At 37.9% G+C, this 22699-nt stretch carries 25 protein-coding genes; 11 read left to right on the top strand and 14 right to left on the bottom strand.

The window, feature by feature from the left end; translation table 11 throughout:
* Nucleotides 1-27: 27 nt before the first annotated feature.
* From argS to speE, 4 genes are all read right to left on the bottom strand, one after another.
* On the bottom strand, nt 28-1695 hold the full coding sequence (argS, locus tag FG384_RS02660; RefSeq protein WP_142641016.1) for an arginine--tRNA ligase: 1668 nt from the start codon (nt 1693-1695) through the stop codon (nt 28-30).
* Nucleotides 1696-2115, bottom strand: coding sequence for a YwiB family protein (locus FG384_RS02655; RefSeq protein ID WP_240793329.1), 420 nt, complete (start codon nt 2113-2115; stop codon nt 1696-1698). It abuts the gene before it with no gap.
* Nucleotides 2116-2342: 227 nt separating this feature from the next.
* Nucleotides 2343-3215 (bottom strand): agmatinase, encoded by an 873-nt coding sequence (gene speB / locus FG384_RS02650; protein ID WP_142641015.1) that lies wholly within the window; start codon nt 3213-3215, stop codon nt 2343-2345.
* A gap of 4 nt (nt 3216-3219) precedes the next feature.
* Nucleotides 3220-4053, bottom strand: a complete 834-nt coding sequence (gene speE, locus FG384_RS02645; RefSeq protein WP_142641014.1) for a spermidine synthase — start codon at nt 4051-4053, stop codon at nt 3220-3222.
* A 168-nt stretch (nt 4054-4221) separates the two neighbouring features.
* On the opposite strand from speE, the gene FG384_RS02640 reads away from it, so the two are divergent.
* Nucleotides 4222-6294, top strand: a complete 2073-nt coding sequence (locus tag FG384_RS02640; RefSeq protein ID WP_142641013.1) for a transglycosylase domain-containing protein — start codon at nt 4222-4224, stop codon at nt 6292-6294.
* A 234-nt stretch (nt 6295-6528) separates the two neighbouring features.
* Here FG384_RS02640 and FG384_RS02635 read toward each other — a convergent pair whose 3' ends face one another.
* Complete coding sequence (locus tag FG384_RS02635) at nt 6529-7056, bottom strand: YwhD family protein (RefSeq protein WP_142641012.1); 528 nt, start codon at nt 7054-7056, stop codon at nt 6529-6531.
* Nucleotides 7057-7123: 67 nt separating this feature from the next.
* Here FG384_RS02635 and FG384_RS02630 point away from each other — a divergent pair, with 67 nt between their 5' ends.
* Nucleotides 7124-7309, top strand: a complete 186-nt coding sequence (locus tag FG384_RS02630; protein ID WP_093267743.1) for a 2-hydroxymuconate tautomerase — start codon at nt 7124-7126, stop codon at nt 7307-7309.
* A gap of 139 nt (nt 7310-7448) precedes the next feature.
* On the opposite strand, the gene FG384_RS02625 is transcribed toward FG384_RS02630, so the two are convergent.
* The 3 genes from FG384_RS02625 to FG384_RS02615 all read right to left on the bottom strand — a co-directional run bounded on the left by FG384_RS02625 (nt 7449) and on the right by FG384_RS02615 (nt 9709).
* Nucleotides 7449-7964 carry a YwgA family protein gene (locus FG384_RS02625; protein ID WP_142641011.1) on the bottom strand — a complete coding sequence of 172 codons (516 nt, stop codon included), beginning with the start codon at nt 7962-7964 and terminating at the stop codon, nt 7449-7451.
* Nucleotides 7965-7977: 13 nt separating this feature from the next.
* Entirely contained in the window at nt 7978-9273 is a 1296-nt protein-coding gene (locus tag FG384_RS02620; protein WP_142641010.1) for an HD domain-containing protein, read from the bottom strand.
* A 208-nt stretch (nt 9274-9481) separates the two neighbouring features.
* Nucleotides 9482-9709, bottom strand: coding sequence for a YuzB family protein (locus tag FG384_RS02615; RefSeq protein ID WP_142641009.1), 228 nt, complete (start codon nt 9707-9709; stop codon nt 9482-9484).
* Between the two features lie 157 nt (nt 9710-9866).
* Between FG384_RS02615 and FG384_RS02610 the strand changes: the two genes are divergently transcribed.
* Nucleotides 9867-10493, top strand: coding sequence for an RsfA family transcriptional regulator (locus FG384_RS02610; protein WP_142641008.1), 627 nt, complete (start codon nt 9867-9869; stop codon nt 10491-10493).
* Between the two features lie 17 nt (nt 10494-10510).
* Here FG384_RS02610 and lipL read toward each other — a convergent pair whose 3' ends face one another.
* Together lipL and pta are read right to left on the bottom strand one after the other, a co-directional pair.
* The gene (lipL, locus tag FG384_RS02605) at nt 10511-11353 is read right to left on the bottom strand and encodes an octanoyl-[GcvH]:protein N-octanoyltransferase (protein ID WP_142641007.1); all 843 of its coding nucleotides are present in this window, start codon (nt 11351-11353) and stop codon (nt 10511-10513) included.
* 194 nt (nt 11354-11547) lie between these two features.
* Complete coding sequence (gene pta, locus FG384_RS02600; RefSeq protein WP_142641006.1) at nt 11548-12492, bottom strand: phosphate acetyltransferase; 945 nt, start codon at nt 12490-12492, stop codon at nt 11548-11550.
* 151 nt (nt 12493-12643) lie between these two features.
* Between pta and hemQ the strand changes: the two genes are divergently transcribed.
* The 3 genes from hemQ (at nt 12644) to gerQ (ending at nt 14353) form a co-directional block, all read left to right on the top strand.
* Entirely contained in the window at nt 12644-13393 is a 750-nt protein-coding gene (gene hemQ / locus FG384_RS02595) for a hydrogen peroxide-dependent heme synthase (protein WP_142641005.1), read from the top strand.
* Nucleotides 13394-13581: 188 nt separating this feature from the next.
* Nucleotides 13582-14001, top strand: a complete 420-nt coding sequence (locus tag FG384_RS02590) for a cell wall hydrolase (protein ID WP_142641004.1) — start codon at nt 13582-13584, stop codon at nt 13999-14001.
* A gap of 19 nt (nt 14002-14020) precedes the next feature.
* On the top strand, nt 14021-14353 hold the full coding sequence (gerQ, locus tag FG384_RS02585; protein WP_142641003.1) for a spore coat protein GerQ: 333 nt from the start codon (nt 14021-14023) through the stop codon (nt 14351-14353).
* Between the two features lie 1382 nt (nt 14354-15735).
* Here the strand turns inward: gerQ and FG384_RS02580 are convergent.
* The 4 genes from FG384_RS02580 to FG384_RS02560 all read right to left on the bottom strand — a co-directional run bounded on the left by FG384_RS02580 (nt 15736) and on the right by FG384_RS02560 (nt 18003).
* A complete protein-coding gene (locus FG384_RS02580; RefSeq protein ID WP_142641002.1) occupies nt 15736-16116 on the bottom strand; it encodes a DUF423 domain-containing protein in 381 nt (126 codons plus the stop codon).
* Between the two features lie 19 nt (nt 16117-16135).
* A complete protein-coding gene (locus FG384_RS02575) occupies nt 16136-16381 on the bottom strand; it encodes a YwdI family protein (protein WP_142641001.1) in 246 nt (81 codons plus the stop codon).
* Nucleotides 16382-16593: 212 nt separating this feature from the next.
* Nucleotides 16594-17247: a uracil-DNA glycosylase gene (locus FG384_RS02565; RefSeq protein ID WP_142640999.1), complete on the bottom strand. Its 654-nt coding sequence runs from the start codon at nt 17245-17247 to the stop codon at nt 16594-16596.
* 6 nt (nt 17248-17253) lie between these two features.
* The gene (locus FG384_RS02560) at nt 17254-18003 is read right to left on the bottom strand and encodes a DUF4230 domain-containing protein (RefSeq protein WP_142640998.1); all 750 of its coding nucleotides are present in this window, start codon (nt 18001-18003) and stop codon (nt 17254-17256) included.
* 104 nt (nt 18004-18107) lie between these two features.
* Here FG384_RS02560 and FG384_RS02555 point away from each other — a divergent pair, with 104 nt between their 5' ends.
* The 5 genes from FG384_RS02555 (at nt 18108) to FG384_RS02535 (ending at nt 22496) form a co-directional block, all read left to right on the top strand.
* Nucleotides 18108-18368 carry a hypothetical protein gene (locus FG384_RS02555; protein ID WP_142640997.1) on the top strand — a complete coding sequence of 87 codons (261 nt, stop codon included), beginning with the start codon at nt 18108-18110 and terminating at the stop codon, nt 18366-18368.
* Between the two features lie 70 nt (nt 18369-18438).
* Nucleotides 18439-19272, top strand: coding sequence for a bifunctional hydroxymethylpyrimidine kinase/phosphomethylpyrimidine kinase (gene thiD, locus FG384_RS02550; protein WP_142640996.1), 834 nt, complete (start codon nt 18439-18441; stop codon nt 19270-19272).
* A gap of 727 nt (nt 19273-19999) precedes the next feature.
* Nucleotides 20000-20350 (top strand): YojF family protein, encoded by a 351-nt coding sequence (locus FG384_RS02545; protein ID WP_142640995.1) that lies wholly within the window; start codon nt 20000-20002, stop codon nt 20348-20350.
* Nucleotides 20351-20363: 13 nt separating this feature from the next.
* The gene (gene bshB2, locus FG384_RS02540) at nt 20364-21050 is read left to right on the top strand and encodes a bacillithiol biosynthesis deacetylase BshB2 (protein WP_142640994.1); all 687 of its coding nucleotides are present in this window, start codon (nt 20364-20366) and stop codon (nt 21048-21050) included.
* A 105-nt stretch (nt 21051-21155) separates the two neighbouring features.
* Nucleotides 21156-22496 (top strand): YjiH family protein, encoded by a 1341-nt coding sequence (locus FG384_RS02535; RefSeq protein WP_142640993.1) that lies wholly within the window; start codon nt 21156-21158, stop codon nt 22494-22496.
* The last annotated feature ends 203 nt before the right edge of the window (nt 22497-22699 follow it).

Here is a 22699-nt window from a genome sequence, read left to right as displayed (position 1 = left end):
ACCGAGATCGAAGTGTTTAAAGTAGTATTACATTTTTTCTGGAGCAGCAACACCGATTAAGCGTAGTGCGTTTGCAATTGTTTGACGAGCTGACGTTACTAGTGCAAGACGTGCTTCAGATAGTTCTACGTTTTCTGCGTCGAGTACTTTATCCGCATTGTAGAAGCTATGGAATGTTGCAGCTAGTTCTTGGATATATGTTGCTACACGGTGAGATGCACGAAGTTTTGCAGCATCTGCCACTACTTGTGGGAAGTCCCCGATTTTTTTCAATAAGTCTAACTCTTTTTCACTTTGTAATAAGTGAAGTGAATCTGTAGAAGCTTTCATCTCTTGAGTTTCAGCTGAACGTAAAATCGAACAAATACGTGCATGTGCATACTGTGCATAATACACTGGGTTTTCATTTGATTGTGAAACAGCTAAATCTAAGTCAAAGTCCATATGAGAATCGCCAGAACGCATGCCGAAGAAATAACGAACTGCATCGAGTCCAACTTCTTCAACAAGCTCACGCATCGTAACTGCTTTACCTGTACGTTTACTCATTTTCATTTTTTCTCCGTCTTTATACAGCTGAACCATTTGAATAACGGACACTTCTAACTTTTCACGTTCATAACCAAGTGCTTCTATCGCTGCTTTCATACGTGGGATATATCCGTGATGATCCGCTCCCCAAATATTGATCAACTGATCGAATCCACGAACCAATTTGTCCTCGTGGTATGCGATGTCTGGTAGTAAATACGTGAATGATCCATCACCTTTAATCAATACTCGATCTTTATCATCACCAAATGTTGTAGAACGGAACCAAGTAGCTCCTTCTTCTTCAAAAATATGTCCATTTGCTTTTAATTTATCTAATGCTACCTCGATTTTACCGTCTTCATACAATGATGTTTCGGAGAACCAATTATCAAAACCAACGCGGAAATCTGCTAAATCTTTTTGTAATTTGGCAAGTTCTACTTTTAAACCATGTGCACGGAACGCTTTATATCGCTCTTCGTCTGACATCTGAACAAATTTATCCCCATGCTCTTTTACAAGATCCGCTGCGATATCGATAATATCTTGACCACGATATCCATCTTCCGGCATTTCTTTTTCAAGACCTAATGCTTCAAAATAGCGTACTTCAATCGAAACTGCTAAATTGTGGATTTGATTACCAGCATCGTTAATATAGTATTCACGTGCTACATTGTATCCTGCGAAATCCAACACATTACATAATGAATCCCCAACAGATGCACCACGAGCATGCCCTAAGTGCAAGTCGCCAGTAGGATTAGCAGATACAAATTCTACTTGAATTTTTTCACCAGCTCCTGAATTTGTACGACCGTAGTTTTCATTTTCTGATAAAACTGCTTTCACAACTTCTTGTAAATAATCTTTACGAACAGTAATGTTCATAAAACCAGGTCCGGCGATATCGATTTTCTCCATCATTGTTCCTGCCATATCAAGATTTTCAACAATTGCATCTGCAATTTGGCGAGGTGCTTTTTTCGCTATTTTTGTTAGTTGCATTGCAACATTCGTTGCATAATCACCATTTGCTTTATCTTTCGGTGTTTCTAAATGAATAGCTGGAATTTGATCTTCCGCTACTAATTCTGCTTTTACAATCGCATTTTGCAACGCTGTTTTAATCGATTGCTGTACTTTTTCTACTGCATTCATTTATTTCGCCTCCGTATAAGTTAGTTCTAATGTATATGTACCTACAACTTCTTCATTCATTAAAAGTTCATATTCTACTCGAAAATGACCATCTTTAAAATGTAGTTGTTTCGTATTTGTTGTGATCATCATTGTGCCGTATCCGGAATCGTAACTTCCTGTTTGAAGTTCTCCTTTAAAGAAAGGCAACCGCATTTTTACGCCGCCGCTTCGAATAATTAAAGCGGATTCACTATTTAACTTCACAGTTGTTTTAATCGCTTTTTCATCCTGCACTTCTTCGTAAACTAAATAAGGTTGAGCTCCTTTTATCGTTAGCTCACCTGTCGTTTTCATATCGAAAGTTTCTGCTGCTGCATTTGGATGTTGAATCGTCGATAATAAGCGAACAATCACTGCTTTTTTTATTGGTTGAGACATTGCTTTCATCCTTAATACATTTTTAATATAACCTTTTTATTATAAAGCTAAAAGCATTATAATGCCAACTAAACATTAACTAGAAGCAAAAAACGTGATGCCCTTATGGACATCACGTTTTCTTATTATTTAACCCAACCTAAAAGCATTTCGCGTATTAACTTCGAAGCTGTATTAGCTGTTTGCTCCTGCGCAAGCTCGTCGCAGTAACACTGAATATTCACTTTCTATTTAACCCAACCTAAAATCATTTCGCGTATTAACTTACTAGCAGTGTTTGCAGTTTGCTCAGATGAATCGTAAATAGGTGCAACTTCTACTAGGTCAAAGCCGACAACGTTTACGCCTGAGTTTGCAATGGCATGAATAGAAGCAAGTAGCTCGCGACTTGTAATTCCTCCACAATCTACAGTTCCTGTACCAGGTGCATGTGCAGGGTCTAATACGTCAATGTCAATAGTGACATAGACAGGACGACCTTCAAGTGTTGGAAGTACTTCTTTTAAAGGCTCTAATACTTCAAACTTAGAAATATGCATACCATTTTCTTTTGCCCAGTCAAACTCTTCTTTCATTCCAGAACGGATACCAAAAGAATATACGTTTTTTGGACCGATATACTCTGCAATTTTTCGAATTGGTGTAGAGTGTGAAAGTGGTTCCCCCTCATATTCCACACGTAAATCCGTATGCGCATCCATATGAATAATCGCAAGGTCTTTATAGTTATCCGCCACAGTTTTCATTACTGGCCATGACACTAAATGCTCGCCACCCATTCCGACAGGAACTTTCCCGTCTTTCATGAGTTGACCAATAAATTCTGCAATTATATCCAAACTTTTCCCTGCATTTCCAAATGGAAGTGGAATATCGCCAGCATCGAAGTAATTCACATCATCTAGCTCGCGATCTAGATACGGACTGTACTCCTCTAGACCAATTGATACTTCACGAATTCGCTGCGGGCCAAAGCGTGAGCCTGGACGGTAACTTACTGTCCAGTCCATTGGCATGCCATAAATAACTGCTTGCGCTTCTTCGTAATTTTGCTTGCTTTTAATAAATACATTTCCTGAGTAAGCTTCATCAAATCGCATTGGCTTACTCTCCTGCTAAGTCTTTCACAAATTTCGGTAATACGAATGCTGCTTTGTGAAGCTCTTTTGTATAGTATTTTGTTTCGATATCATGGAACTGCTCGTCTGGAACTTGAAGTGGATCGTATTTTTTCGAACCAATCGTAAAGCACCAAAGACCACTTGGATACGTTGGAATATTCGCCAAATACATATTTGTAATCGGGAAAATTTCTTTTACGTCTTTTTGTACTTGTCGGATTAAATCCGCTTTGAACCAAGGGTTGTCCGATTGTGCAACGAATAGTCCGTCTTCTTTCAAAGCTTTCGAAATTCCAGCATAGAAACCTTTTGTAAATAAGTTTACAGCAGGTCCTACTGGTTCAGTTGAATCTACCATGATTACATCGTATTCATTTTCAGACTCTGCAATATGCATGAAACCGTCGCCTACATGTACTTCTACACGTGGGTTTTCTAATTCACACGCAATTTCCGGTAAATATTTCTTAGAGTACTCGATAACTTTTCCGTCTATATCAACAAGAGTTGCTTTTTTTACTTTCGGATGCTTCATAATTTCACGAATTACTCCGCCGTCTCCGCCTCCAACAACTAATACGTTCTCCGGATTAGGATGTGTAAATAAAGGAACATGTGCAACCATTTCATGGTACACAAATTCGTCTTTTTGCGATGTCATTACCATGCCATCTAAAAAGAGCATATTCCCCCACTCAGCAGTCTCCGCCATTTCTAATAATTGAAAATCTGTTTGTTCCGTATGAAGTGTACGATTCACCTTCATCGTAATGCCAAAATTCTCGGTTTGCTTTTCTGTAAACCAAAATCCAGCCATTTATCTATCTCCTCGCCAATATGATTTATGTGTAATGTATCAAAAAAATAAATACAAAGAAAGTATAGAGGTTTTTGAAGAAAGTGCAATAGTTTTTTCTTCCTCTGTTTAATTTGAATCTATTGTTCTCATACTAATAAAAACCTCAAAAGAACGGAGTAGATTTTTATGCGTCGCGTACAATACCGAAAAAAAGTCATTCGATCAAAACGCATGAAAAGGATTTTTCTACTAAGTATTGCTGCTGTTTGTGCTTTTCTCAGCGCTTTTTTGACCCTTCGTATTTATGCACAAATTGTTGGAGCACCTATTATCCAAGTTCCTATTTCTTCAGTCTTTTTAGATAATCAAGGAAATGTCATTGGTGATCGATTTAAGGAACAGCGACGTTACTGGGTTTCTTTGGACGAGATTTCACCTTTTGTATCCCAAGCCGCAATTGCAGTGGAAGATCAAGAGTTTTATGAGCATCACGGGTTTGATTATACTCGAATTGCTTCTGCTCTTTTAAAGGATGTTAAAGCTGGGAAAAAAGTAGAAGGTGCAAGTACGATTACTCAGCAATACGCACGAAATCTGTTTTTAACTCATGAAAAGTCATGGAATCGGAAAATTAATGAGGCGTTGTATGCATATCGTTTAGAAATTTTTTACGAAAAAGATGATTTGCTAGAAGGATATTTGAATACCGTTTATTTTGGACATGGAATGTACGGTGTGGAGGCAGCAAGCAGGTTTTATTTTGGTAAGAGTGCAAAATCTTTAACTCTTTCAGAATCTGCCTTATTAATGGCCGTACCGAAAGGGCCTACTCACTATTCCCCATTAGTGAATGAGGAAAAAGCCGTTAACCGCCAACAACTAATTTTAAAATTAATGGAAAATCAACAATTTATCACTGCAGATCAACGTAAAAATGCACTAGAGGAAAATTACGTTTTAAAAACGGAAGATTCCATTGTAACGCAAAAAATGGCACCTTACTTTTTAGAAGAAGTTTGGAAAGAAGCAAGTGAAATTGTTCAGAAAAAAGGCCATCGCATTGAAGAAGGTGGCTGGACAATTGAGACAACCTTAAATAGACAACATCAGCAAGCAGCAGAAGAAATTATCGACAAGTGGATGCCTGAGGGTGAGCTTCAAATCGGTTTTGTCAGTATGGAGCCAAGAACTGGGTTTGTAACAGCGATGGTTGGAGGACGAGATTTTGCAGAAAGTCCATTTAATCGAGTGACACAAGCGAAGAGGCAGCCTGGTTCAACTATTAAACCATTGTTGTACGCAGCAGCATTAGAAAATGGATTTTCTCCTCTCACGTATATGAAGAGTGAGCGAACTATTTTCACTTACGATAACGGACGAAGAGAATACGAACCGAAAAATGTTAACGGCGAATTTGCTGAGCATCCCATCTCGCTGGCACAGGCTCTCGCCATTTCCGATAATATTTACGCTGTAAAAACATTTGAACAAGTTGGTTATAAACCATTCCAACAACTGATTGAACGTTTTAATATTAATATGGAAGTCAAGAATACCCCAGCAACTGCACTAGGTACGTCTGAGGTATCCCTTCTTGACATGACAAAGGCATACAATACGATTTCTGCGGACGGCATTCAAAAGAAACCAACATATATTAAGAAAATTACGGATAATGACGGCAATGTACTTTACGATGTAGAAAAAGAAAAAGTAAAAGATAAAAAAGTATTAGTAGAGCAAGATGCATTTTTGTTAACACATTTACTAACTGGTATGTTCGATCCTATTTTCAATGATTACTCTCCAGCGACAGGTATTAGCATTCGCTCCAAGCAGTCACGACCATATGCTGCTAAATCAGGAACTACTATTTCCGATCAATATTTGATCGGGTTCTCCCCACAACTGACTGCAGGTGTCTGGAATGGGTACGATCAAGGAAAACAAGTAAGTGATGCAGAAGCAAAACAAGTGACAAAGCAGGTTTGGATTGAATTTATGGAAAAGGCGCATCAAGGCTTACCAGTAGAACCTTTTATAGCTCCACCTGGTGTTCGAGGAGTCATAGTAGATATTGAAACTGGTGGAATTGCTACTTCAGCTTGTGAGAAGCAAAGACTTGTCTATTTAAAGGAAAAGGACGTACCGACAAAATTATGTACTGATCCAAAATTAAAGCAACAAACGTTTGAAGTGGATTCTGAAGAGGATTCTGACCCATGGTCACTTTTCCCATTCTCATTTTTCGGAGAGTAACTAGAAAATAAATTAAAAAGCTTTCTACTACCTAACAAGAGGTAATAGAAAGCTTTTTCTTAGTGGTACATATTGCAGAAAGCTTGCAGTTATCGGAATGGGTTGTCTCAATTTCTACGAACAATTTGCATGTTCACTAAGTGTCCTAGCATTACTTTGAAGTAAGCTTTAAGTAAATTGTACTTTCTTTTCGCTTAATATTCAACCACATAAAGTGAAGCTATAAAATTGTCATTATTTATTCGAATTCACTTGTAAATCATTATGCAACTTTTCATCACTTCTATCCCATATCTCACGGTTATGCGTTTGTAGAAAGTCACGCAAAATATTTTTAGAACGATCATCCATAAAATCTACAAGAATATGGCGTTTCATGGATTTATCCATTCGATTCACATGATCTGCCAAAATTTTATACCCGCGACGTTTTTCACGATTAACAACCATTTCGCATGCTGTAACTCCAGCATAATATGGACCTTCCTGTTTTTGGTCAATTGTTACCCAAACTAACCAGTACGGTTTTCCGCCTTCGGAATCCTCCCGATTAGTCGTAAACTTAACGCCTCTCTCTGTGTCGCTTCTTGCATGCATCGCACCAATTTCTACTCTTGCAACGCCTTCCTCTATATCAATAATGACTGGTGACACATTTTCAAGAGATAGAGAACCAATCCCATATCCTTTATGTCCATCAGTCGGATCATTTTTTATAATCGTAAAGCCAATTTTTTGTTTTGGTTTTTCTTCATTTGCCATTCGAAAGTTCCCTCCGTTCTGTTATGATATCTAGTATACAGAAGATTTCACTAAAGGAGGAAATGAAATGCCATATGTAACAGTAAAAATGCTAGAAGGTCGTACAGAAGAACAAAAAAGAGCATTAGTAGAAAAAGTGACAGCTGCAGTATCTGAAACAGTAAACGCTCCAGTTGAAAATGTTGTTGTATTCATCGAGGACATGCCGAAAAATCATTACGGCGTTGCAGGTAAATTATTCAGCGATAAATAATCAGAACGATGAAATAAGGGATTCTTCTCTCAAGTTATGAGAGAACGAATACCTTTTTTTGTTGGAATCTTGGGTTTGTCTGGTCAGGTTACTAATTAGTTTGTCTCATACTTTTACTTTCATAAAAAAAAGAACTATCTTAATGGATAGCTCTTTCATTCATTAAATTCATCACAAACTCAAATGCTTCTTCAATTTCTTCTTCGGTGAAATTTAACTTTCCCTTCACGACATGCAACTTTTCGATTTGTTCTTCTTTTGGAAGATGATCAAAATATAATAAAGTTGATACTAGCTCTAAAAATCGAGAGCTTTTCTGCTTCATTTGTTCAATACATGCTATTAAAGAAGGACTTACTTCCTCCACTTGAGCCATTTGTGTGAAATGTTCACCAGCATCGGTCATTTGATATTTGTATTGAACGTACGAGCCCTTATCTTGTCTTTCTTCGTTCAAAAATCCCATATTACAAAGCTCTTCTACACGCAATGTCAGCTCTTCTGAATAAGGGCCGTAAAAATGAAATTCAAATTTTTCTTTATAAGGAAACTGTAGTTTTTTTGCAATATAAACCATTTTCTGTAGTTTTTTTCTGCCAGTAATCCCGTCAGCTACTCCGATAAATTGTATAATTTTTGCATGTTCTCCTAGCAATTCAAACCCACCTTTATTTTAACAGTTCTAAAATCTGTTTCTTCAAAGCTTTTTTCTTTCCGTCTTCTGTTAAGAAATCTTCTGGAAAATACAACTTATGATCCGTTCTACGTTTTCCGGATATTGCTTCTACTATTTCAGATTCACGTGATAGCTCTCTTATTTCGCCTGAGGGCATTAACAAATGAATCGGGATTCGTTCTCCTTCTTCCCCTGGACGGTAAAAATCGTACGGCAAGTCCGATGACGAATCAAAAACTAAATAATATTCTGGATCAATCCCTGCTCGTTTAAATAATTGCTCTAGTTCTCTCATTTTCATATAGTCTTTTGCAAGATCAAATTCAATGTACTGGAATAACTTTCGATTAACAAATCTATCACTTAAATCAGATAAAATAGGATCTTTTTCGTTGATCCAATACTGGAAATACGTCAATAACACTCCTTCATCTAATGCAAGATAATCTTTTAATGAAAAAGTTCCTTCAAAAAAGGATTTAAAATGAGTAGGCTGCTGCTCAAAATCATAGCCGCTTTCACTTAAAGCTTTTGCTCGATGTAAAATTTTCGTTAAAATAACTTCTGCACTACGAGACACTGGATGAAAATAAACTTGCCAGTACATTTGATATCTACTCATTATGTAATCTTCTACTGCATGCATTCCACTCGATTTAATAACGACTTGATCTTCCCGAGGACGCATCACACGTAAAATTCGTTCCATATCAAAATGTCCATAGCTTACTCCTGTAAAATAAGCATCACGCTGCAAATAATCCATACGGTCTGCATCTATTTGACTGGAGATTAAGCTTACAACTTGTTTGTTTGGATATGTTTTTGCAATAGCATCCGCTACTTTTTGAGGAAAATCATTACTAACTCTTTTTAATATCTCATTAACTTCGGTATCCCCAAGTAGTATCGCTCTCGTAAACTCTTCATGGTCTAAATCAAAGACATTTTCAAATGCGTGTGAAAAGGGTCCATGCCCTAAATCATGAAGAAGAGCAGCACATAATACTACTAGTCTCTCAGAAGCATCCCATTCTGGACGTCCGTTAAAACTATCATCCACTATTCGTCGAACAATTTCATATACTCCAAGAGAGTGATTAAAACGGCTATGTTCTGCACCATGAAAAACTAAATACGTAGTACCAAGCTGTTTTATACGACGGAGTCTTTGAAATTCTTTCGAACCGATAACATCCCAAATTACTTGGTCGCGAACATGAATATATCGATGAACTGGGTCTTTAAACACTTTCTCTTCTGCTAGTTTTTGCGTTGCATAGCTCATTTACCCACCTCCATTATTTATAAACGTAACACCTGTTTTTGCTGCAACGATTTACACTAGTATAAAGAAAAAAGCCGCTTATGAAAAGCGGCGAAAGTTCTGATTCAAGGACATCTATTTATAACTCTTCTAATTTAATTACTGTCTAGTCGCTTGAAGTCAAATGTCCATTTTCTGCTCCTACACAAATTGTCCCTTTGCACTCTTCTTATACTTCTAGTTTGGCGCGTACTTTTTCCATTAATTCGTCTTCTGATAATGCAGCAACCGGACGATTATTAATAAATGCGAACGTCTTTTTCCGACCTGGTCCGCAATACGATTGGCATTCTTTAATTTCAATTTCTGCTTCTGGATCAATCGCCTTTAGCTTTGGAATTAATGTTTTTAAATTCACGGCCTGACACTCATCGCAAACTCGAAAATGGTTTGCCATTTGTCCACAACCCTTTCTATGAATAGTAATAGTCTACAGGTCATTGTATCTTAAAGCTTATATTGCTATCAAGTGTATTTTACGTGAATAAAAGAGCAATAAGTTGTCCATTATGTTAATAGAACAACGAAACTATGAACATGGTAGGAGGACAAACATGGTAAAAATTAGACAAGATGCATGGATGGATGAAAATGATGAAATGTTAGCGGAAATGGTGCTTCGACACGTCCGCGAAGGGAGTACTCAGTTAAACGCATTCGAAGAAGCTGGAGACGAATTAAATCGAACTGCTGCAGCATGTGGATTTCGCTGGAATGCGGTCGTTCGCCATCAATATGAAACAGAATTAAAAGAAGCGAAAAAAGAGCGTAAAGAAAAGCTTCGTATATTAGGAAAAGATTATAGACGAAGAGGAAACGGCATTTATCTAGCAAAACCTCAGGAAAATGGAGAACGTACAGCAGCATCTGTTCCAGTCTCTGCATTATCAATTGATATTATCATTGCATATCTCGTTCGATTACAGCATAGTGATTCGGATATATCGAGATATCGACATTTAGCTTCTATATCAACAGAAAAAATTCGCAAACTAGAAAGTGAACTTGCAAAACTGGAAAAAGAAAATGCTGCGATTAAACAAGATTATGAGCAATTTGTGCAAATCATGAACCGCGCACGACGACTTGTTACATTAAACGATGAGGAAGTACCGGCTGTTCCTATTTTCCAAATGGAGAAAAATGGTAACCTTGTATCAAAAGAACCACCAACCATGTAGGGATTGGTGGTTTTTTCTTATTCCTTTGAAAGCATTCTTTTATTTCTATCTATTACCCTTTGCATATAAAACTGATAAAGATCCATCTCATCCCGCATGACAGATTGAGAAACTACTCTAGTAGATAGTATCTGTAATACTTGTTGAAGGCGAATGACAATATCTTCAACTGTAAAGGTTGCATGAAGCAATTCATTTAAAGATGCCATCACTTCAGGTTGGATTACTGGATAACTAAATTTTGTTTCCTCTCCTTGCACACCAATTTCGTAAAACTGACGAATCAAATCTGCTCGCTCACTTCCACTACCCTCTATACATAAATACACTTGAACGGCGATTCCCTGGCGAAGTCTTCGTTGAGATATACCCGCGAATTTCTTTCCGTTAATACTTAAATCATATGACCCTGGGCAATATGATCCTACAATTTCATAAGCTTCTATTTTACCTTCAGCCTCTGGAAATAAAAGCTGAACGAAAGCTAGCATGACATCATAACCAGTTGAAATATCAATCGATTCTTCTATTTCAGAAAGGACAATTGATATATTCAGTACTCCTTCATCTAATACAACTGCAAGACCACCTGAATTACGCACGATGGGAGCAAAACCTTGTGTGCGTAAGAACTCCTGCGCATCGTCTACAAATGGAAGTCGGTGATCTTGAATTCCTAATACGACTGTATTATGGTGAACCCATGTCCGAACAGTTGCTGGAGATTGCCCTTGTCCAACTAAATGGCAAAGCAAATCATCTGCTGCAAATGATTCTAATGCAGAGCGGCTTTTACCACTAAGCGATTGATCCCAAAACCGCCAAATCTCTTGCTGTAATAACATTTCTACTTGTGACATTCTACTACTCCTTAATCTCAGACTGTTGACAAACGCTTTCATTCTTCGTTGCTTGCACATCGTTGTAAGCTCATGAACTAAGTTCTATTCGCTTCCGCCTCGTACTGGCGCGCCTCGACTGACAAGCGTTTTCAAGACAGTCTGAAGTATCCACATTCGAATTTAGATTTTACCCATAGCCTTAGAATTACTCCTTAATCTAATACTTGCGCTGCTGTTATGTAGGCAAGCTTATATACATCTTCTGCTGAACAACCTCTAGATAAATCATTTACAGGAGCATTTAACCCTTGTAAAATAGGACCGATTGCTTCAAAACCACCTAGTCGTTCTGCAATTTTATACCCAATATTTCCTGCTTCAAGTGATGGGAATACAAATACATTCGCATCTCCTTGAACAATAGCCTCCGGAGCTTTTTTGGCTGCAATTGCAGGCACTATACTTGCATCGAATTGTAGTTCTCCTTCAATTGCAATATTTGGAGCCATCTCTTTAGCAAGGGCTGTTGCTTTTACTACCTTTTCAGTTTCTTCTGATTGCGCAGAACCTTTTGTAGAGAACGAAAGCATGGCTACTTTTGGTTTAATACCAAATGCTGATGCAGTTTTTGCACTTTCTACTGCTATTTCTGCCAAATCTTCACTTGTTGGGGCAATTGTAATCGCACAATCAGCAAACACATATCGAAGATTTTCTTTCACCATGATGAATGCTCCACTTGTTTTCGATATACCTGGCTTTGTTTTAATAATTTGAAGTGCCGGACGAACTGTTTCGGCAGTTGTATGTGCTGCACCACTTACTAACCCATTCGCTCTCTTTGAGTATACGAGCATCGTTCCAAAATAGTTAACGTCTTTCAAAAGTTCTTTTGCTTCTTCAGCCGTCACTTTCCCTTTTCGTCGTTCCACAAACGCTTGCACAAGCTCGTCCATTTCCTCATATTTTTCTGGATCAATCACCGTCAAATATTGAGAAAGATTATTGGCAGAGCCTATAACAATAGGTTTTATGATTCCCTCTGCTTGTAATTTTTCGGCGGCTTCTAGAATTCTCTCATCTGTTCCTTCAGGTAAAACAATGGATATATTAGCACCTTTTAATTTGTCTTTTATTTCTTGAAATAATTCTGCCATTTGCACTCCTCCTACAGAAGTTATCGATAGTTCAAGCATACACGAGATTGTCACAGATTGTCATGCGATATCGAGGACATTACGAGATATGAAACAGTTCTTATGATACACTAAAGGTGCAATTTCTTATTTAAAAGGAGTGTCTTATATAATGAATGAAGCAGCAATTACATTAGATGGTTGGTACGTTTTACATGATTTCAGACAAATGGACTGGGCGTCATGGAAACAAATTGATCCAGAACTTCGTAAACAAGCAACAGATGAATTTGTAGCATTTTTAGATGAATTACAACAAGCTGATGATGCAAAAACAGGCGCGCATGCTTTTTACACAGTCGTTGGTCAAAAGGCAGACTTCTTGTTAATGACATTACGTCCAACAATTGACGAGTTACAAGAAATAGAAGCTAAATTTAATAAACTAACAATTGCAGACTTTACGATTCCTGCATATTCGTATGTGTCAGTTGTTGAATTGTCTAACTACTTAGCTGGTGAATCAACGGATGATCCATACCAAAACCCACATGTGCGTGCTCGTTTATATCCAGAGCTTCAACGTTCTCAATACATTTGCTTCTATCCAATGGATAAACGTCGCAATGGCAATGATAACTGGTACATGCTTTCTATGGATGACCGCCGTGCTCTTATGGCAAGCCATGGAAAAATTGGACGAAGCTACGCTGGTAAAGTAAAACAAATCATTTCAGGTTCTGTTGGATTTGACGATTTCGAATGGGGCGTAACATTATTCTCAGATGATGTTCTACAATTCAAAAAATTAGTATATGAAATGCGATTTGACGAAGTAAGTGCTCGCTATGCAGAATTCGGTTCCTTCTTCATTGGTACAATTCTTGAAGATGAAAAACGAGAAAAATTCTTTCATATTTAATTAACATGAAAAAGGCGATTTTCCGTTCTTAGTGGACTGAAGATTGCCTTTTCTTTTTCTCTGGCTACTCCTACTATTTTTCCAACTAAATCCTCCGAAATTCCAACTAAAATCATTTCTCATAAGTCACAGGTATTAATGAATCATTTGTCATTTACAAACATAGTGTAGGTATAGGAGGTGATGCCTTGGCAGTAGTTCAATCCACGTCAAAGCAACTAGATTTACTAGCAAAGCTAATGCGTGCAGAAGCAGAGGGTGATGGTCAACTGGGCATGCTGATGGTAGGAAATGTTGGCGTGAATCGAGTTCTTGCTAATTGCTTAGATTTCAAAGATATCCGTAATCTTGAAGAGATGGTTTTCCAATCACCAGGTGGTTTTGAAGCAACAACGAAATCATATTTTTATCAGTCAGCTCGCGAGGTCGACAGAAAACTAGCAAGACGTACGATAAACGGTGAGCGGTTTCATCCAGCAACGCGTTCTCTTTGGTTTTTCGAACCTTCGGGAGAGTGCCCCGCTCAGTGGTATAACCAATGGAACTCTGGACGCTACAAATCACATTGTTTTTACTCCCCATCAACTGAAGATTGTCCAAATATTTAAGTAAAGAAAGGATGTATGAATGGTTCAATATTACTGGTACCCTGGTGGTTATCCACAGCAAATGCCACAGCAGCAACAACAAATGACCCCTCCCGCTCAACCACCAACCCCACCAGGCCGACAAGAAGAATCCTATATCGAGAACATCTTAAGGCTGAATAAAGGGAAGCTTGGTACATTTTATTTTACTTTTGAGAACAATAAAGAATGGAATGCCCTAATCGTTAAAGGTTATATAGAAGCAGCAGGTCGCGACCACGTCATTATTAGTGACCCAAATGGAAAAAGATACTTAATGCTTATGATTTACTTAAACTACGTTACATTTGATGAGGAAATTAATTATTTTTAATGACAGAAAAGAAGCTTTCCTAGTTTAGGGGGATGCTTCTTTTTTGTTGATCTCAACTTTTGGGTTTTGGTTTTTTACCACTAGCGAATTAGTCTCGATGGAAGAAGATTTGGTCTCAATTCCAAATAAGGAAAGCGCAGAGCGCCATTTAAGTACATCTTGTCTTCACTGTTTCTAGCGTACTTTGGACAGCATGTCGGCCATCTTATTACCGGATAAGTTTTAAGAGGGGGGAAGTGGCAAGCCGAAGCGTGGGTACTGAAAAAGTCCCTATAATTCGACTTTGCCAGATAGGTTGTCCAATAGTCCAATTAATAAGAAAATCGTTGAAACGGCTCCCTTTCCGGAGGCCACTGAAAAAGTCACTTTTTTTCAAAAAATAAAAACGAAATCCCATAATTCCTTCACTTTTTAGGGTGTTTATGGGGACGTCATGCCAATTTTGATACAAATATACTTCTCAAGTGGTGACTTTATTTTCTGAATTTTGGTTTTTCAGTGGCCTCCCTTTCCGCGGGCGTTGCCTCAGCCTCCTCGCGCAGCACGGGGGTCTTCGACTAACGCTATTCCCGCAGGAGTGTCGCCTTTTTCAACAATTTTCTAGAAATAATACCTTAACCCGAGGAAAGTGAATGTCAAAGCGCTAAATTTTCCTAGCGGCTATTTGATAAATAATTTATTGGAATGACACTCTTTCAGCGCCCCTACAAGTCTTTACTAATCCTAGTAAAAGTACTATGGGTTCATAGTACATCAATTTTATATACTTTCTTATCTAAAAAAAAACCAGATCTATTTAGATCTGGTCTCAGCTTGTCGACAAATGCATTTTTATGAATCAAAATTGTGCCTTTCCTGTAGCAATCGCTCCAGGCGGCGCTTTCCGCGGGCTCGCGCCAAGCCTCCTCGGCTTTGCCTGCGGGGTCTTGGACTGTCTCGCTGTCCCGCAGGAGTCGCCGCCTTCCGCTTATTTTTAACTTCAATAAACAGAAAAGTGGACAATTAAAGCCTTTTCACTTGATGAAATAGGATAGTCAATCCGTTATTTTATCAGATATTCCGAGAAACATTGATTGATCACAGCATCTTCAGATTTCCACTTTCAACTTTTGAAAAATAGGCAGGGCCCGCCACGGAGACTCCTGTGGGAATAGCTTGAGCTGAAGACCCCGCAGGAAAGACATTGGCCGAACTTTATTTGGCCAGTGTCTTTGCGACGAGTAACCGCAGGAGCACATGTTTTTCCAGTGACGAGGAGGCTGAAGCCAAGCCCACGGAAAGCGAAGTGGCTGGCCCCTCTGATTCTCTTATACATCTCTATTCATTGTAAAACGAATTTGTCTACAGTCTGAAACCAGATCCATTTAGATCTGGTCTTCTCATTAATTTGCAAATTTCATTGCAGCAACAATTAGCATAATCCATCCTACTAAAAATGCTACTCCTCCAATTGGAGTGATGGCACCTAAAACGCCTATTCCTGTTAAACTTAATACATATAGGCTTCCTGAGAATAAAACGATTCCAACTAACATTAAATAACCAGCTGTATTTAAAGACGTTACTGGACCAAGTAATTTACTACTCATCAAAATTCCGATAGCCACTAGTGCTAAGGCATGGAACATTTGATATTGAACAGCTGTTTCCCAAATAGCTAAATATTTTTCAGAAAGTCTTTCTTTCAAAGCATGTGCACCAAATGCACCTAGTGCTACAGATAAAAATCCATTGATTGCCCCTGCGATAATAAAGAATTTCACAAAAGTCTCCTACTTTCTATTAAAAATCGAATAATGATTCTCCGTTTGCATCGTCTTCTTTTACGGCAGTCGATTGAGTGGACATAACTTGGTTCGTTTGAACAAAACTAGATGAAGGTGTTACAGGTGTGGAAGAATCTAATGCCACTTCGCATAATGCTCGTATTGCTGCAAACGCCTCTCTTGTAGTTTGTTCATTTGTTTCCAACTTAGCCTTATGTAATTGCTTCTCTATTTGAATAACAATTTGATTATAAGAAATCATTGTTTGTGTCCCTCCCCTTGCTTTCGTTCGAATTTTAAGCACTCAATGCCAGAGGTTCGCTTTACTAATGCTGATGGGAGCTCTTTCGTTTTAAACCCATAGGCTCTACAACCACGGGGATGATTAGCATCCCATGTAGTAAAAAAGTGTCGGCATTTAAAACAATTTACAGCCAATTCACTCCCCCACTTTCATTCCATATAGTAGCATAATTACAAACAAAAATCGATTGGCTTTTCACCCCAAGCTTGTAGTTGTTTATTTATCTTGGAATATGGCTTGCTTCCAAAGAAACCTCTATGTGCACTTAGCGGACTAGGATGAGGAGCTTCTAAAATAGTATGTTTACTTAAATCAATTAGCTTCTTTTTCGCTTGTGCAGGTCTTCCCCACAAAACAAAAATTATTGGTTCTTCTCGTTTCGATAGTTTCTGAATTACTGTATCTGTGAAAGCTTCCCAGCCCATCCCTTTATGCGAATTTGCTTCTCCAGCACGAACGGTTAATACTGTATTTAACAATAAAACACCTTGCTGCGCCCATTTCCCCAAATATCCTTCCATTGGAATAGGACACCCAATATCTTCAGAAAGCTCCTTAAACATATTTCGCAAACTCGGAGGAATCGCTACTCCTGATTTTACGGAAAAACTCATCCCATGTGCTTGTCCAGCACCATGGTAAGGATCCTGCCCTAATATAACAACTTTTACATCTTCAAATGCTGTTACTTGAAATGCACTTCCAATGTCATCTCTAGAAGGATAAATCGTATATTCTGCATATTCCTTGTCCAAGAAATTCTGTAGCTGTACAAAATATGGTTTCTCCAATTCTTCTGCTAAAACTTCTTTCCAGCTAGTCATTATACGTCACTCCTTAAATTCTACTTGCACGTCATAATCTACTAATTGGAACATTTCTTTTACAGACTTTGCAGCGTTATCTTCGGCCAGCTGTAGTAACCCTTGTCCTGTTGTTTCTTCAATCATCATCTCTTTAGCAGTTTCAGCAAGTTCATATGCTTCTTTAATATCTGCTTTTTCTCGGAATAGTCCCTCGTATGAAAATACTTCGACTTGATCGAATAAAATCTCAGGTCCACCTAAAAATTGTGGCTTTGGTAGTGTGAGTGTTGCTGTTTTATTATTTTCATCTAATTTAATATCAGACTCTGTAACTTGTGAAAAATCAACTCCAGCTTTTACTGAACCAGGAACTACAACGAGCAGTTGTCTTTTTGTACCGGGTAAATCGATACCAATTTCTTTTCCAAATAATGCATTATCTTGTCGTTCAATAATTACTTTTGTAAAAGCTTGCGCAGTGGATAATTCATTTAAGGCTTGTACTTGCTCCACAAACGATCCTTTTTTTTCTGTAAATGTACTTCCTTTAATTGCCCAAAAAGCAACAAATGGTAATGCCGCTATTAATAGAAAAACAATTATCGCAATAGCAAGGAATGATTTAGAGCCGAGTCTGGCTATAACTTTTGGTACTTTCCAAAACCTGAATCCCCGTCTAGAAGGATATTCAGCAATCGTAGCAGCAGTTTCATTTTGCGCTTTTAGTTCCTCTAATAGTTTCTCCATCTCACGGATCTTTTTATCATTTTTCATGTCATCCCTCTTTTCCTCTCATTCTATTACGTTAACAGTACCTAAAAGTTTCTCTATTAACAACTATTCCATACGTGTTACGATGAAAAAAAGGAGATATGCAGATGGCAGATTTACATTTTCGCGAAAAGTTGAAAACAATTGAGAGAGCTGCAACAACGTCTAATGAAGTTCCTGAAAAGGCTAAAAATATTGGTATGGGTTGCTTTACTTTGGGAACCATTGTATTTATAGCTTTTCTTCTCTTTTTAGCTTTTTCATTATTCACAAATGGCATAATGGTTGGATCAATTATTACATTTCTCGTTGCGATTATTTCTATTTTTGTCTTAATTAAATTATGGACAGCACCTAAACTTCCTTAATTTAAATGTTCCCTCCAATCTGATACAATAAAATAATATTAAAAGGTTTTTGAAAAAGGAGAAAATTGTCATGTCTATTAAAAAAACATTAACAATCGCAGGCTCTGATACTTCAGGAGGAGCTGGAATACAAGCCGATTTAAAAACTTTCCAAGAACATGGTACATACGGTATGAACGTTCTAACAGTTGTCGCTACAATGGATCCAGACAATGGTTGGAGCCACGGCGTATTTTCTCTTCCAGTCGACGAGATTAAACGACAAGCTAAAACGGCATTATCTACAAACGTAGACGCTATCAAAACAGGAATGTTAAGTACAGAAGAAATTATCGAAACCGCAGGTAATATTATTGGGGAATCAGGAGTTAAAAGTGTCGTTATTGACCCAGTAATGGTTTGTAAAGGAGAAGATGAAGTATTAAATCCAGGTACAGTGGATGCGATGATCACACACTTACTTCCACGTGCTTTAGTTGTGACACCTAATCTTTTCGAAGCTGGACAACTTTCAGGATTAGGAGCATTAAAAACAATTGAAGACATGAAAGCTGCTGCTGAAAAAATTCATGCACTTGGCGCAAAAAATGTAGTCATCAAAGGCGGTAAGCAATTAGCACATGAAAAAGCAGTAGATTTATTCTACGATGGACAAACACATACACTTCTGGAAACAGAAAAAACAGATACAACTTACAACCATGGTGCTGGTTGCACGTTCGCTGCTGCTGTTACTGCTAACTTAGCAAATGGTTTTACAGTTGCGGATTCAGTTTTTGAAGCTAAAGAATTTGTTTCTGCTGCTATCGCACACGGTTGGAAGCTAAACCATTACGTTGGTCCGGTTCTACACGGCGCAAAAGGAAAATTTGGTGCACCAGAAGTTACAAAAACTACAGTATAAATAGTTGAAAAACCATTCAAGATTCTTTTTCTTGAGTGGTTTTTTATTGTCCAAGTTTTAGTGGAGATTGTCCAAACTTCGGTATTTATTGTCCAACTTTTACTAAAGATTGTCCAAACTTCAATGTTTATTGTCCAACTTACACTAAAGATTGTCCAAACTAGCCAATCACAGGAAACTTCTTCACTTAAAGTCATGCTTTAAGTGTTTTTTGTTTAACTCGAGAATCCTTCCCTTTTTTCTTAAGGGCACTGAAAAAGTCCCTATAATTCTACTTTGCCAGAAGGGTTGTCCAATTAATAAGAAAATCGTTGAAACGGCCCCCTTTCCGGAGGCCACTGAAAAACCAAAATTCAGAAAATAAAGTCACCACTTGAGAAGTATATTTGTATCAAAATTGGCATGACGTCCCCATAAACACCCTAAAAAGTGAAGGAATTATGGGATTTCGTTTTTATTTTTTGAAAAAAAGTGACTTTTTCAGTGGCCCCCCTTTCCGCTGGCGTTGCCTCAGCCTCCTCGCTTCGCTGTGGGATCTTCAACTAACTATATTCCCGCAGGAGTGTCGCTTTTTCAACGATTTTCTAGAAATAAAAAAAGTATTTACCTTAAAAAATTGACTGTTTTTCAGTACCCTATTTTTCTTTTCGTGTAGTTCAATCATTCGCTTCCAAAACTATTTTTCATTATACTAATGAAAGACAGTATGTTAGGAGGCAATATATAGATGGAACTTGTTAATGTTGAGCAATTACAAGAGCTTTTGAATAACTTTGCAAACGAAGATGTATATATACATTTAGAAACTACAAATGGTGCTTATGCATCCCATTTTAACGAGAATGTGTTTAACGCTGGTGCATTTATTCGCAATGTTATGCTTCGTTATGAACTTGGAAAAGTAGTTGGTGAAGCACCACATCGAATTGGACTAAAACTTCCACACGGATGGGTGTATGCACAAGGAATTACGCATTTCGAATTAGACGAGCATGGTCGCTTACTAATGGCGGGCCACGATCAGAGTGGAAAACTTGCAGTTGCACTACAAATCAGCAGAACCCCATTCACTTATTAAGGAGGAAAAATAAATGACTTTACCAATGGAACGACATGTATTAGTCGTATTCCCTCACCCAGATGACGAGGCTTTCGGTGTTTCCGGTACGATTGCCACTTATATTAAACAAGGAATTCCTGTTACTTATGCATGCTTAACTTTAGGAGAGATGGGACGTAACTTAGGCAATCCTCCTTTTGCAACACGCGAAACATTACCACATATTCGAAAAGAAGAGTTACTCGCATCTGCAAAAGCTATGGGAGTGACCGATCTTCGTATGATGGGACTTCGTGATAAAACAATCGAATTTGAAGACGATGAAAAAATGGTCGGAATGATGGAAAACCTAATTGCTGATACGAATCCTTCTCTTGTCATAACGTTTTACCCGAACTACGCTGTTCACCCTGACCATGATGCGACTGGTCGTGCTATGATTCGTGCAATACGTCGCATGCCAGAATCATCAAGACCAAAAATTTATGCACTTGCATTTTCGAACGATTCAAAAGGTGTTTTAGGAGAGCCCGATGTTGTGCATAATATTAAAGAATCTAAAGAAGAAAAAATGGGTGCAATGCGAGCACATATTTCCCAAACTGCATGGATGCTTGAAGAAATGGATAAACGATTAGCAGATGGTGAACCAGAAGCGGAAAACTGGTTACATTTTGAACGCTTTTATACGTATGATTTCAGCAAAGATTTTGAATAATAGAACATAAAGTAATACTATAGACTTAACTCTGTAAAAGAATTATTATGTAAAAACAATAAAGATTTTGCATAATTATTCAAACATAGAAAGTTGGTCATATACTTGAAAAAGTTTTCTCTATCTACATGGATTTTATTTCTATTACCATCCATAGTAGGTGTTATTTTATTCATGATTCCACTACCTACTTCGGACGGTTTTAAGATTCCGATTGCGTTATTTTCTAATATCTTATCCACTGCTATCTCTCCATACGTTCAATGGATAGCACTAACAATGATATGGATCGCAGCAATTGGATCGGTTGTGTTTGTGTTTGTCCCTAAAAAGGACACGTTTGTAAACCAATTATTTAAAGTATCTTTATTTTGGACAGCTACTCGTGTAGTTGGTGCTATTTTTGCTGTATTAATTATTTTCCAAGTGGGACCTGAAGCGGTTTGGAATGAGAATACTGGCGGAATGCTACTTAGCCCAGACGGTTTAGTGTCCTTCCTATTCACTATTTTCTTATTCGCAGGCTTATTATTGCCATTTTTATTAAACTTCGGATTGCTGGAGTTTTTCGGAACGATGATGGTAAAAGTTATGCGACCGCTTTTCAAGCTTCCTGGACGTTCTGCAGTAGACGCACTTACTTCTTGGGTCGGTGACGGAACTATCGGAGTTTTACTTACAGCTAGACAATACGAAGAAGGATACTATACGAAGAAGGAAGCAGCTATTATCGGATCAACTTTTTCCGTTGTATCCATCACGTTTTGTATTGTAGTACTTGATGAAGTTGGGCTTTCCAATTATTTCGTTCCATTTTATTTTACTGTTTTGCTTTGTGGACTTGTTTTAGCATTCATTATGCCACGTATTTACCCACTGAAAGGTAAACCAGAGGAGCATATTGATGGTCGTCCACTTGATTTGAAAGCGGAGGATTTTCCTGAAGGCTATAATGCTTTCACACATGGTTTAGAAAATGCATTGATGAAAGCGGACAATAACCGTTCAATCAAGAAATTTTTCTCAGATGGATTTAAAAACGTAATCGACTTGTACATTGGTGTTGCGCCAGTTGTACTAGCTTTTGGTACGACCGCGTTAATGCTTGCAGAATTCACACCTATCTTCACTATTTTAGGAAAACCGTTTGAACCATTATTAATGTTATTCGGTATTCCAGAAGCTGCTGAAGCTGCTCAAACAATGGTTGTAGGATTTGCGGATATGTTTCTTCCGACACTACTAAGCAGCGGCATTGAATCAGAGGTTACTCTTTTCTTTATCGCAGCAATGTCTGTTACTCAGCTTATCTATATGTCTGAGGTTGGTGGACTGCTACTTGGTTCGAAAATTCCGGTTAATTTCAAGGATTTAGTCGTGATTTTCTTATTGCGTACACTTATTGCTTTTCCAATCATCGCAGCAGCAGCACATCTTTTATTTTAAACAATTAAAAACAGCTGACACTTTTTATAAGAGTGTCAGCTGTTTTTATATTAGATAAAAATAGGGTGTCCAATATTCCAATAAATAAGAAAATCGTTGAAACGGCTCCCTTTCCGGAGGCCACTGAAAAAGTCCATATAGTTTCACTTTTAATGAAGTTCCCCCGTAGTTTTCCGAAGCTTACCGCTCGCTTTCCACGGGCG

It is taken from the genome of Psychrobacillus vulpis (genome assembly GCF_006861825.1).
Classification (GTDB): domain Bacteria; phylum Bacillota; class Bacilli; order Bacillales_A; family Planococcaceae; genus Psychrobacillus; species Psychrobacillus vulpis.
The sequence above is the reverse complement of the archived record's forward strand: the minus strand, read 5'-3'. Positions and strand labels throughout refer to the sequence as shown.